At 50.6% G+C, this 11,789-nt stretch carries 10 protein-coding genes; 3 read left to right on the forward strand and 7 right to left on the reverse strand.

Going from position 1 to position 11,789, the window contains the following annotated elements; translation table 11 throughout:
* Positions 1-196: 196 nt before the first annotated feature.
* Positions 197-826: a class I SAM-dependent methyltransferase gene (locus EPA93_RS07475; protein ID WP_129886452.1), complete on the reverse strand. Its 630-nt coding sequence runs from the start codon at positions 824-826 to the stop codon at positions 197-199.
* A 326-nt stretch (positions 827-1,152) separates the two neighbouring features.
* Here EPA93_RS07475 and EPA93_RS07480 point away from each other — a divergent pair, with 326 nt between their 5' ends.
* A complete protein-coding gene (locus EPA93_RS07480) occupies positions 1,153-1,992 on the forward strand; it encodes an arsinothricin resistance N-acetyltransferase ArsN1 family A (protein ID WP_129886453.1) in 840 nt (279 codons plus the stop codon).
* 55 nt (positions 1,993-2,047) lie between these two features.
* On the opposite strand, the gene EPA93_RS07485 is transcribed toward EPA93_RS07480, so the two are convergent.
* Positions 2,048-2,419, reverse strand: coding sequence for a response regulator (locus EPA93_RS07485; protein ID WP_129886454.1), 372 nt, complete (start codon positions 2,417-2,419; stop codon positions 2,048-2,050).
* Positions 2,416-4,974 carry a PAS domain S-box protein gene (locus tag EPA93_RS07490; protein WP_129886455.1) on the reverse strand — a complete coding sequence of 853 codons (2,559 nt, stop codon included), beginning with the start codon at positions 4,972-4,974 and terminating at the stop codon, positions 2,416-2,418. The genes EPA93_RS07485 and EPA93_RS07490 overlap by 4 nt, the downstream gene beginning before the upstream one ends.
* Positions 4,975-5,588: 614 nt before the next feature.
* Here EPA93_RS07490 and EPA93_RS50855 point away from each other — a divergent pair.
* On the forward strand, positions 5,589-5,924 hold the full coding sequence (locus EPA93_RS50855) for a type II toxin-antitoxin system RelE/ParE family toxin (RefSeq protein WP_129886456.1): 336 nt from the start codon (positions 5,589-5,591) through the stop codon (positions 5,922-5,924).
* Positions 5,925-6,049: 125 nt separating this feature from the next.
* Here the strand turns inward: EPA93_RS50855 and EPA93_RS07500 are convergent, their stop codons facing one another.
* A complete protein-coding gene (locus EPA93_RS07500) occupies positions 6,050-6,460 on the reverse strand; it encodes a MerR family transcriptional regulator (protein ID WP_242527344.1) in 411 nt (136 codons plus the stop codon).
* Positions 6,461-6,585: 125 nt separating this feature from the next.
* Positions 6,586-7,518, reverse strand: a complete 933-nt coding sequence (locus tag EPA93_RS07505; protein ID WP_129886458.1) for a phosphotransferase family protein — start codon at positions 7,516-7,518, stop codon at positions 6,586-6,588.
* Between the two features lie 359 nt (positions 7,519-7,877).
* On the opposite strand from EPA93_RS07505, the gene EPA93_RS07510 reads away from it, so the two are divergent.
* Positions 7,878-8,714 carry a hypothetical protein gene (locus EPA93_RS07510; protein ID WP_129886459.1) on the forward strand — a complete coding sequence of 279 codons (837 nt, stop codon included), beginning with the start codon at positions 7,878-7,880 and terminating at the stop codon, positions 8,712-8,714.
* A 141-nt stretch (positions 8,715-8,855) separates the two neighbouring features.
* Here EPA93_RS07510 and EPA93_RS07515 read toward each other — a convergent pair whose 3' ends face one another.
* Together EPA93_RS07515 and EPA93_RS07520 are read right to left on the reverse strand one after the other, a co-directional pair.
* On the reverse strand, positions 8,856-10,109 hold the full coding sequence (locus EPA93_RS07515; protein WP_165422946.1) for an alanine racemase: 1,254 nt from the start codon (positions 10,107-10,109) through the stop codon (positions 8,856-8,858).
* A 32-nt stretch (positions 10,110-10,141) separates the two neighbouring features.
* The gene (locus tag EPA93_RS07520) at positions 10,142-11,599 is read right to left on the reverse strand and encodes an APC family permease (protein WP_129886461.1); all 1,458 of its coding nucleotides are present in this window, start codon (positions 11,597-11,599) and stop codon (positions 10,142-10,144) included.
* Positions 11,600-11,789: the final 190 nt, after the last annotated feature.

Below are 11,789 nucleotides of genomic sequence, written 5' to 3' on the forward strand. Positions count from 1 at the left end.
CCTTTAGCATGTGATGTCGGGGTAAGAGCTGGGCGACGATGATGCCAACTTTCGCGACAAGCACGCAAAGCAGATAGGTCTCGTTATAAGCTTGCATCTGGGCCTGGAACAGGAGCAGAGATGCGCCGTAGAATAGCTCGCGTTTTTTCCAGGCAGTCAGAAAGTATGCCAGGGATTGATATTAGCCTGTTCCGGTCTACGTTAAAGGACGGCGCAAGACCAGGGATTGGAAGTGGCGATCGGGCCTTTGCAGGGGAATGGCCTTGAAGGATACAAGCTCGAAGAATGGGGCTACGGCCTGCTGCATAAATTCGTCAGTATGAAAGGCAAAAAAGCGTGGAGGATTATGCCAGTCCTGCTCGTTTATCCCCTCCCGTTCAATGCCACCATAGACACCAAGGAAGAAAAGGCCCCCAGGACGCAGAAGGTCGCGCAATTTACCTAAAACTTCAGGCAAGTTGGCGCCAGGAACGTGGAGCAGACAATTCAGGGCGTAGATGGCTTCAAAGGAAGCTGACGGAAAATCCAGGCTCAGGAAATCCATGACATAAGCTTCAAGTCCTTTTTCCCGGCATAGCTCAACCATAGCAGATGAGAGATCGGTGCAGATGACCTTCAAGCCGTGCTCTTGAAAGAAAAGGCCATCGGTGCCCGTCCCGGCTCCGACCTCTAGCAGCGTAGTTTTAGCTTCTACAGCAAGAAGCTCAAGAAAGTCCTGCCGCACCTCTATTTTCCAGGAATCCTTTGTGGTTTTGTTGCGTTCAGCTGCACTTTCGCGATTGTAGGAGGCCTGCAGTATTGTAGTAACCCGCCGATAGTCGTCCATTTCAATCTCTCCAAATGTTTTGCCTTCACAAAGCTATGGCGGCGCTCATGACTTCAAACGCTCTTCAGGCAGGAAAAGCAATGAATCTGCACCAGCGCTAGTCTACCATGCGCTACCCCTCCGCGTCCAGCCTGGCAGTTTCGTGCACAAACGTTACTTATTGAGAGCGATGAGGGCGCGAGATCCCCTTACATTTTATGCTGAGGAGAGCGAGGCCAGCAATTTGACTTCAGTGCGATTTTGCTATATGATCCGCTTAATCGGGAAAAACCATAATAAAGAAGCTATAAATCCGGAAAAAGCCGTAGTGGCAAAAAGGAGATCATATGAAAGCAGGAGAGCTAGCTCCTACGGCGTTAGAGACCCGCGTACTGCGTATGTTGCGTGCTATGGCAAATCCTGCCCGTTTTCGCATTGTCGCGCTCCTGGCTGAGCGCAAAGATTGCACTTCCACGCAACTTGCTGGCGAACTGCCGCTGGCGCAATCGAGCCTCTTTGACCACATTGCTCTTTTGCGCGATGCTGGCATTGTCCAGGTGAGCAGTGAAGGATCAAATCGTTCCTATTGCCTGGACCCGGCAAGCATTGACTTCCTTGCGGCTTATCTCAGCGGCCTGGGACAACAGGCCCGCTCCTGGGAAGGATTAGTCAAGACAGCGCAGAAGGAGCAGCATATGAAGATTCGCGAAGCTACGCGCGATGATGCGGCGGCAATTGCCTCTATTTATAATCAAGGGATCGAGGATCGAGCGGCGACCCTTGAAACGCAGCTGCGTACGCCAGAAGAGCGTGCTGAATGGCTGGCTGCTCGCGGCCCTCGTCATCCCGTCCTTGTCGCCGTAGATCAGGTGGGAACTATTGTTGGCTGGGGCTCACTCAATGCCTTTAATCCACGTCAGGCCTATGACAATGTAGTGGATTTCTCAGTCTATGTTGCGCGAGAGCAGCGTGGACGGGGCCTTGGCGATGCACTACTAAGCGCCTTAGAGACGCGAGCTCAAGCCCTTGGCTACCATAAAATGGTCCTTGTCGCTTTGCCTACTAATGCACCGGGCATGCGCCTCTATGAACGTCACGATTTTAGGACTGTCGGGATTTATCGCGAGCAAGGCATGCTTGATGGCCGCTGGGTGGATGTCATAATCATGGAGAAGATCCTGCGTTAAATTCCGCATAGTTGAGGTGCAGCAGGTAGGCTTACTTGGAGGCTTAGCTGATAGCTCAGCCCAAATGAGCGGCGACCCTGCTTAGAAGCTCGTCGAGCTCGAATGGCTTGGCTAGAAAGTCGTCTACTCCGGCCTCCCTGGCCTGTTGTTCCGCTGTAGGGTGAGCCGAGAGCATGAGGAGCGGGATGTGGCGCGTTGCTGGCTGGTGCTTTAACCACCTGGCTATCTGACAGCCATCTGAGCCAGAAATGAGCATATCCAGGAGAATGATATCGGGCAGTTCTTCCCTCTCCTGGATATACTCTAGATCCGTGCCTTGTTCTGTAGTAGTTACGCTATAACCTGCATCCTCCAACATTGCGGCCATCGCCAATAGAATATCAGGATCATCATCAACGATCAGAACCCTTTTTCGCTCACTCTTCATAGATTCTTACTTTCTAGAAAGGGAAAAGATGAGATGTTCTGCTGATGGTTATGGATTGGAAGCGTAAAGTGGAAGGTACTGCCTTTCCCTTTGTGGCTCTCTAACCATAGATGACCACCGTGCCTCTCGATAATCGTGCGCGTAATATAGAGGCCTATGCCAAGGCCTGGATAGGTCTTTCCCTGTAAATCGCTCACCTGATAGAAGCGCTCAAAGATGCGCTCATGGTATTCTTCGGCAATCCCGATGCCAAAATCCTTGACAGCAACCTCTACCTGTTGCTGATTTTTAGCCACATGGACAATAACCGAATCCGCCTGAGGCGAGTATTTTGTAGCATTGGTGAGCAGATTAATGAGCACCTGTTCTAGCCTATCGCGATCTCCATAAATCCGGGTCAGGGCCTTGCCCTGAATGGAGAGCTGGTGTTTACAAGTGGCCTGAACGTTTTCTACTGTCTCTAGCACCAGGGCATCGAAATCAAACAGCGTTTCGCGGAAGCTAAGGACGCCAGCCTGAATCTTAGACATATCGAGCAGATCGCCGATCAGGCTTTTTAGTTTTTGAATCTGTGTATCCATGCGATTGAGGAAAAGAAGCGTCTGATTATCTCCCTGCTGCTGCTTCAAGCGCCTTTGTAAGACCTGTGTAAAGCCCTGGAGGCTGGTGACAGGGGTTTTAAGCTCGTGGCTGGCCATACTGATAAAGGCGTTCTTGCGCTCTTCTAGCTGCTTTTGCTCTTCGATATCAGTGCTGGCCCCAATCCACATGGTAGTGTTTGTCTCGGTAACGCGCAGGGGAACGGCCCGCGTGATGTGCCAGAGATAGATCCCATCGGCGCGGCGAAAACGCTGCTCGCAGTAAAAAGACTCTTTGCTCTCCATCGAATGCTGCCAGCGCTTAAGATGTTCTTCGATGTCATCTGGATGAATGGCTCGTGTCCAGCCCCAGCCTAGTAATTCTGGGTAGGAAAGGCCTGTAAAGCTCACCCACTGGGGATTAAGATATTCGATGCTTCCATCTAGCCGGGCCGTAAAGATTTTCTGGGGCATCGACTCGGCAATGAAGCGTAAGCGCGCCTCACTTTCACGCAAGGCCTCTTCGGCCAGCTTACGATCTGTTATATCGCGCATATTGCACTGTATGACCTCATGGCCATTGGCCTGATACAGATTGCTAACAAACTCGACGTAGCGCCGCTGTCCATCCTTTGTCTGTAAGGGCAAAGTGTCATAGTGGATAAACTGTTTAGCGCGTAATTCATGAATGATCTTTAAGGCATTTTCTCGATCAGGGAACAGGCCCATGTGCCAGATTTTCTTGCCTATGAGCTGCTCACGCGTATACTTTAGCAGCTCAGCCAGGCAGGGGTTGGCATCGGCGATGGTACAGGTGAGCGGATCGACAATGAGTATGCCGTCTGTTGAAGCTTCAAACAGGCGACGATAGCGATTTTCGGAGATACGTAAGCGTTCTTCAGCTGACTGGCGTTCTGTTATCTCGTACTCTAGCGAGTTGGCTTTCTGCTGCAAATGCGTGATGGCGCGCAGGCGTTCGTCTGGATCGGTGAGCAGGCTATAGCTCTCGTCGGGAAGCACATGGGAGTGCTGCTGGCAAATCTCGTCGAACTTTTCGCTAACTGCCTTGTTAGAAAAATTGCGAATCGAGTAAGCGCAGAAGAGCGAGAAGTTCTGTTCTTTGTCGTGGAGATCGTTCCAGAGCTGTTCGAGGCGAATGGCTGCGTTCTGCTTTCCTTCTACCCACAAAAGCTCGACCATTTCTCCAAAAATGCGCAGGCCTTGTTCGCTGCGGTTCGCGCGCGCGAGAATGCGCTCGATTGTAGTCAGGAAGCGCTGCGTATCAGGCGTCCCATTGAGCATAAATTGGGTGAGTACTTGACTCGCATCCATGGCTATATAACTGTTATCCTTAAAGGCGCTTGTAAGATCAATTCCTTGCGCATGCAAGCGTTTGGCCAGGCTGGCCAGGTGGGGCGACGTGGCGATAACGATACAGGGCTGGCCCGCTTTAAGCCCTGTGCCGATAAACTTGCTCAACGAATCCAGCATAAAATCGTCATGCGTGTAAAACTGCACAAAGTGTCTTGCTTCCTTGATTTGGTGCCAGACCGGGATTGTTTGCTTCTGTTCAGTGATATCATGAAAGCTGCTAACAATAGCTTCAACTCCCGGTACTGCCAACAAATTCGTTATATTGGCTTCGAACCAGCGCCATGAGCCATTTCTCGTGCGCAAGCGCAGTTCTGTACTCAGGTATTTGCCGGGTGCATGTTCTATGTCTGTTAGCAGACTTTGCAATCCCTCAAGATCAGCGGGGTTCACAAGCGCAGAGAGGGAACTTCCTATGATTTCTTCTGGCATAAAGTCCAGCAGGGAGGCAATAGAAGGGCTGGTATAAGTTACCAATCCTTCAGCGTTAAGAAGCATGCTGAGGTCCGGCTTGCTCCCAACTGTAGAGTGCGCCAGCTGGCCGCGCTGCTTCGCAATTTCTTCATCATGAAGATTTATCTGAGCCCTGTTTGAGATGATAGCCATTTTAGCCAGACCTTTACTTCCCACTGCTATCTTTAGATAAATTAACGCAGATTTATCAATGTTTGACGAGCGCCGTAGATTTGCTTATGAATAAGGCAGTGACTGCTTCTATTTAGTGTCACGAATCAAAATACCTCAGCGTTTCATTTGCCGCCTGTGTGTAATTCAAAAATATCTATTTAATAGAATTTGCTTTGGGCTGCTGAAATCCTTAGCAATCGGCTTGTTCCTTCGCCTATATACCCATTGAGTTGTTGCTTTTTTCGTGCTTATCTGCAAGAAACCATTCACGGCAAAACCGGTCTCATTTCCATCACGTCTAGAAACGCAAATCGGAGACAGGTATAGCGCAATCAATGCGAAAAATACTTGCCTGACGGCATGTTTTATCTTTGCGACTTACAAGATAGGCCGATTATGCCTGGCAAGCTAGCTTTCTGTATTTGCTGTTAGAACGCTAATATTGAGTAATTGAATCATTGAAGATATGAAAAAATACAAAGTTTGAATCGTGTATTTCAACAAAATAAGTTATATAGACTTATCATGAGATAAATTTGATAAATTTGTATATTCGATATGGCCATGTGTTATCCTGATCAGGAGAGTGTACCTTGACAAACATAATAGGCCCTAGAAAGGTTATCATTTACCGAGATAGGTGCGGGAGAGAGCCATTTACTATATGGCTAAAATCTATAAAAAACCCAAAAAGTAGTAAACGCATTTGGATGCGCTTACATAAACTGGAGAAGGGGATCTATGGGGACTGTAAGCAAGTGGGGGAAGGGGTAATCGAGCAACGAATTTTTTATGGCCCCGGTTATAGAGTGTATTTTGCGGAGGATGGAAATAATATAGTTGTTTTGTTGGGAGGTAACAAGAATAGTCAGCAAAATGACATTGAACGGGCCAGGGATTATTGGAAAGCTTATAAGGGCTGTAGATAATATATTATAGTACACTTGGATAAATTTATTGTGTTTGTGTTCAAATTATAAAACCGCATCAAAAGCCTTCTTATCGGGAAAGAACAATTTCCTGATAAGAGGCTACCGGCGCTTGGTTCAACTTTTTAGCAGCGCGTAGAGAGGGACGAAACCGTCTCCTGGGCTTTGTGTTCCTGCTCCTGCCGCACTTCGCGTTCCTGGTAATGAGCGATTTTTTTGTGCAGCGCGGCCATATGCTGTTCTAGCTCCTTCATCTGCTCTTCCAGGCAGTGCTGGTGTTCCTCTAGCAGCATGCGGCGCTGGGTGACGGTTGAGGGACCTTGCCGGCGCAACTCGGAGAAGTGGATCATGCGTGCGATGGACATGCCTGTCTTGCGCAATCTGATCAGTAGCCTGATCCATTCAATATCGTTCTGCGTATAACGCCGGTGCCCGTTATCAGCACGGTTCACGCGCTCTATGAGCCCGATACGCTCGTAGTAGCGCAACGTATCTATGCTCAGGCCCGTTTCTGTGGAGACCTGTTGGATTGTCAAGGTTGTTTCCATGTCTACAATATAACCTGGAGGAGACTCCAGGTCAAGAGGTTGCAAGGATAGCGCTAAATTAGGGTCTGATGAGATAAGTTGATAACACGAGAACAAAAAGTGATTCAGGGGCATTAGTAGAAGCGTTGGGCAGGATTGAGAATAGGACCTTGCCGTATTTTGTAAAGGGCCTCAACGAACTCTTCCTGGTCAGCATGCTTAATGGCGAAATGGAGCCCGCCAAATTCGCGCGCTTCCCAGTACCGCTCTATCCGGTAAAGCAAATTTGGGGAGGGCCTGTGACTTTGAGCTTGATAGGCCTCGATGACTGCCAGCGTGAAGGGTTTCCCAAGATGGAGTAATGCGGCAAAATCGAGCGCGGGATCGGCAATGATGGCATCTTCAAAATCTAGAATACCCGCAATAGCAGAATAATCTTTATCGACAAGGATATTTTCGTACCACAGATCTCCATGGCAGAGACAGGATGGGCTCTGACGCAGAGCGCTATCGTTAAGAAACTTATCCCACCAGCGCTCTACTTGCGAATATTCTGTGCCTGGAAGCATGGCGTGAAGCTCCGGAAGTACCGCAGCGCATAGGCGCTCCTGCCGCTGCCAGAAAGCACGAGGGCCGGGAAGCTCCGGTATTTGTATCTCTGCGGGAGAAATAGCGTGCAAAGAGCAAAGAAACTTCGCGCAAGATGTGGCGAGTGAGGATTGAGTTTTTTCGCTGAGTAGTTGTGGCTGGAGCACTGCGCCTTTGAGCTTCGGATAGCCAATAACTCCAAAGGGGAAGTGCTGGCCAGGAGCTACATACCACTGAGGAAAAGGCACGGCCACGGGAAGCTTGCCCTGAAGAAAAGGTAAAAGCTTAGCTTCTTTGGCCTGCCCCTCTGCTGCATCCTGATTTCTGGCAAGGCGTAAAACCACACCCTGCGAAGTTTCGAGGACAAGGCTGCTAAAGCCTGAGCCCAAGAGGTAAAGCTGTCCGCTTATTTCTAGCTGGGGCAGGATGAATTGAAGTTCACTCCTGATCTGCTCTAGAGCGCTTGCGTCGTACGTCACAAATTAGTCCTCTCGTTTTCTTTTCGTAAAATTGCGACAAGGATTTCAATGCATATCCTTGCTCGGCTACATGAGTGAAATCGGCGAAACTCTATCTTTGTTTCGTCCTGTGTGAAGTATATGTCATAACGCTTTGTTGGGATATTGAGCTAGTTGGTAAGCGCAGCAATGAGCAAGGCTACCCTTGTATTATAGTTCACCATTGGGGCTATGCTTGCGGCCCGGCCTGGCATTGGCGGAATTTATTTAAGCAAGATGCACGTAAAAATAAGTAAGGAGATTTTATGGCTATAGATTTAGAAGAGTTTATGCTATAATAATGGGGTATTATTGTTGATTTTAATTACTTGGAGCGAAGAATGAGCGAAGATAAGCTGTATAAATTAGCTTTACGCCTTGCCGACAAACCGCGTAAATCAGAACTAAAAGAACCGCAAATTCTGATAGGGAGCTTACCGGAACTACAAATCCCCGTGCCAATTCCTGCAGGAAGCGAGCTGCTTGGCACCGTTATTTATGGTCCCCGAGCTCTGGAGATTTTGCTGGATGTGCCTCTCGCGGCTCAAGAGGCGCTGGCTTTTTATCGGCGCGAGCTTGTTGCCGAGAGCTGGCAAACGCGAGAAGATGAGTTGCCCAAAAGAGGCGGATTTTCACATAGTACGCCTTCCAGCTTTATCAATGAGGGCTTTTCGCATAATTCCGGGCTGGTCCTTGATGTGCATGTTGGGCGTGAAGTCAAAGGCGTCTCGCATGTAAGTTTAAATTTGGGCGAGAGAGCACCGTCTCAGCGGCGCAGGCGCAATCCAATGCATGATGAAATGTTTAGACTCCTACCTTCGCTTGTGCCGCCCGCTGGCGCCTCTCAATCTGGCAGCGGCGGCAGCTTTGGCAGTGACCAGGTAAGTACCAGGGCGACTCTAGAACTGCAAGAAGAAGCGCAGCTTGCCGATCTGCTAAAGCACTACACAGATCAATTGGAACGGGCCGGCTGGAAGCGACTCGATGGCGAGCTATTAGTCCATACCGCCTGGACGGCCTGGAACTTTCAGGATAAGGAAAGCGAAGAATGGTTTGCCACGTTTTATATGTTCAGGATACCAGTCGAAAAGAGACGCTATCAACTGGAGCTAAGTGCGGAGGTGAAGGATATTGATTCTAGAAATCCTGGCTGGTCTACCAGTACCTGGCGGGCTTGAACCTGTGAGACTAATTTTCAAAGTTTTGCCTGTCGAGCAGACATTGTTAGGCCAATTAGCAGGGATGGCAGGTCAGCGAACTGGCCCGCCATCTTCTCTGTTCAAATTACTGCATAACGCTGTTAGTTTGATGCTGCTCGACTATACATAGCTGGCGCTCAAGGATTTGATATCCGCAAGCACTCGCTCAGGCGCTATAGGGTTAAACTGTTCGTCAAGGGCGTTATTGGCGTGGTCGAAGAGATAGTGGACCTTCAGCTCGCGCTTGCCCGAGAGGCCCGAGATGAGGGCGATATAGGAGCGCGTCATCTGCATCTGCGTGCGGTAACAGAATAGCGCCGTATCTCCCACTTTGCAGCGCTCGCCAGGCTGCAGCACCATATGATAATCGATGATCTGCTCAATCTCGTGCAGATATTCTACTTGATTGTGGCGCGCCTCTTCCCAGCTAGAACCGACAAGTGCATTAATCGTGCCAAGATAGCCATCATGGAAAATGCCACCGCCATAGGCATAGGCCCGGCCGCCGAAATGGTGCGAGATCTCCGTCACGTAAGCGTAAGCAGGGCGCTCGGGAAGCGAGCCGTTGAAGGCGTGGTTAGGAGTTGTGCCCAGCAAACCGTGTCCCGGCTCTACATGTGTGGCACCATGTTGGGCCAGGAGCGGCATCGTAATACTTGAGGTATTGCCGGGCGCATTGATCTGTTTCACCTCAATGCCAAGCTGGCGCAAGGTCGCGGCAGCCCGCTGTACTGTATGCATATTGGGCGAGACTTCCATCTTTTCCCCGGGTTTATGATTATATACAACGCAAGGGAAGGCTGTCACCCCGACCAGGCGCACATGCGAGAATTGGGCCAGCGCCTGCACAATTGCGGGTATCTCTTGCTCGGCAAAGCCACCTTCCTGGCCATCGAAGAAGAGATCCCCAGGAGCATAGACGCGCAGCATGAGATCCTGTACAATGCCCAGCTTGGCGGCTGCCTCATCGATCCAGCGCGCGTGCTCGACATTGTAGATAGTAATCACATCGGGGCGCAGGGCTAGCAAGGCAGGAATCATATGGCGTGGAAGCTGGTTCAAGTGTCCCATATGGCCCACCGGAAGATTAAAGCGTCGCGCCATCAACGAGCACATCGCGTCAACTGCCACAATCTTGTCGAGTCCGTTGGCCAGCGCCAGCGCGCTTACATAAGGATTGCGATTGTATTGCTTGCTCATAAGATAGGTGGTCAGGCCGAGGCGATGCGCTTCGGCGGCCAGCACGCGAGCGTTATCAACAATCGTATCAAGATCGATGACCCAGGCGTTGGTTGGGATGCGACCGCTCTGATGAAGTTTGAGGGCAGTTTCAAGAAGCTGAGGATTGCGCTCGATCAGCCGCTGTAGATACATAGAAAACCTCCGATTTATCATCAAGGGAACAGCTAGCTAGCAGTAACCTTTGTGTGCTCTTCGACGGGAGCTGCCTCTTCACTCATGGCTCGTCCCATCGCATCAAGCAATTCGGGACGGCGCCGCGCGATAAAGACGAGATAGATCACGCCACAGGCGATCCAGAGCAGCATCAGATAAGGTACCAGGTTGTTAGGGTAAGCAGGAATGGGCCAGAGCTGGCCGTAGATTGGCAAAAGCATGATCAGGCTGGCAAGTACCGGTAAAATGCCGTGGCGCACGATTGAGAATTCTTCACGATATTTGCGCCAATAGAAGGAGATCAAGGCAAGGTTAATCAGAATATAGGTGATGACAATGCCGAGACCAAGAATAGAGCCAAAGAAGCCATAGGCTCCCAGGGGCGTCCAGAGCAAGCCGCCCAGCAGGGCCAGGACGAGGGCCAGTAACATATAAGCGCTATGGGCGACGACAGGATTGCCGTGCACTGTTGTCTGACTGAGGCTGCGCGGTAGAATGCCTTCGCGGCCCATGGCAAAGAGCACGCGGACTGTTGCGTTAATGCCGGAGACAAGATTGGCAAAGATACTGCTCAAAACTGTAAGCGAGACCAGCCAGATCAGGCCAGAACCCCAGAACTTCTGCGTAAGGGTCATCCAGGGTGTGCCATCGGCGACAAATGCGTTCATATGGCTCTGGCCAAAACCAAGCGTAGCCGCCCAGCTGGAGAGAACATAGAAGGTTCCAATGATTCCCACGGCCGTAAAGAGAGCGATAGGAATGCTGCGGCGCGCGTTCTGGGTTTCTTCGCCCAACGTGCCAGCCGATTCAAAACCCACGAAGAACATAATGCCCCAGAGCATACCGATGCCCAGACCCGAGATGCCGCCGCTGGCATTGGCGGGATTAAAGGGGGCTAGCGAGATGCCTTGCGCTCCACCTTTGCCAAGGATCGTACCGAAGAGGGCAAGCATGACGCCAACTTCAAGAGCCAGGAAAATGAGGGCCGTGGTGGCCGAACGACTTACCCCCAGGACACCGATGCCCCAGACAATCACCGCGAAGATGATCGTGATGGCCCACCAGGGAATGGCTAGATTCCATTGCGTCTGGAAAAATTGGGCGGTGAGCTCACCAATGGCCGCCAGCAGCATTGGTCCGACCATCGCATAGGCAAAGACGAGAATCCAGCCCGAAAGAAAGCCTCCCCGTTTGCCAAAGCCGTGTGTATTGAACGTGTAGGCAAAACCGGCAGTTGGTATCTTCTGGGCAAATGCTCCAATTGCTGAAGCCACCAGCGCTGCAACCACGATGGCAAGCAATAGAGCAAAGGGCAGGGCATAGCCCGCTCCGCTCGCCGCAGGCTGAGTATTAAAAAATACGCTGGTAGCTGGCCCCATAAAGGCCATTGCAAGCACTACCGCGCCGAGAACACTTATCGCATCCTTGCGTAGCTGTCCAATCTTGTTAGACTGAGGTTTAATCGCCATGATTCCTCCTCCCAGGTGTGGGCTCTGAGACTGCCACATAGCAGATGCTATGCACATCTTTTACCAGCACTCAGCAAACAGGTGGGCGCTAAGGGCCGGAGTAACGCTAGTCTGACTGTGATTGCGTATAGCCTGGCTTAAATTATCGCGTGTAACCTTACTTTGTTACAATGCGTAACAAAGTTATAGC

Origin of the sequence: Ktedonosporobacter rubrisoli, from assembly GCF_004208415.1 — a bacterium.
Classification (GTDB): domain Bacteria; phylum Chloroflexota; class Ktedonobacteria; order Ktedonobacterales; family Ktedonobacteraceae; genus Ktedonosporobacter; species Ktedonosporobacter rubrisoli.

Bases quoted from the DNA above. Each gene is read 5' to 3' on its own strand.
- EPA93_RS07485 (WP_129886454.1), bottom strand. From the start codon at position 2,419: ATGAAGAGTGAGCGAAAAAGGGTTCTGATCGTTGATGATGATCCTGAT.
- EPA93_RS07510 (WP_129886459.1), top strand. From the start codon at position 7,878: ATGAGCGAAGATAAGCTGTATAAATTAGCTTTACGCCTTGCCGACAAA.
- EPA93_RS07475 (WP_129886452.1), bottom strand. From the start codon at position 826: ATGGACGACTATCGGCGGGTTACTACAATACTGCAGGCCTCCTACAAT.
- EPA93_RS07490 (WP_129886455.1), bottom strand. From the start codon at position 4,974: ATGGCTATCATCTCAAACAGGGCTCAGATAAATCTTCATGATGAAGAA.
- EPA93_RS07480 (WP_129886453.1), top strand. From the start codon at position 1,153: ATGAAAGCAGGAGAGCTAGCTCCTACGGCGTTAGAGACCCGCGTACTG.
- EPA93_RS07515 (WP_165422946.1), bottom strand. From the start codon at position 10,109: ATGTATCTACAGCGGCTGATCGAGCGCAATCCTCAGCTTCTTGAAACT.
- EPA93_RS07520 (WP_129886461.1), bottom strand. From the start codon at position 11,599: ATGGCGATTAAACCTCAGTCTAACAAGATTGGACAGCTACGCAAGGAT.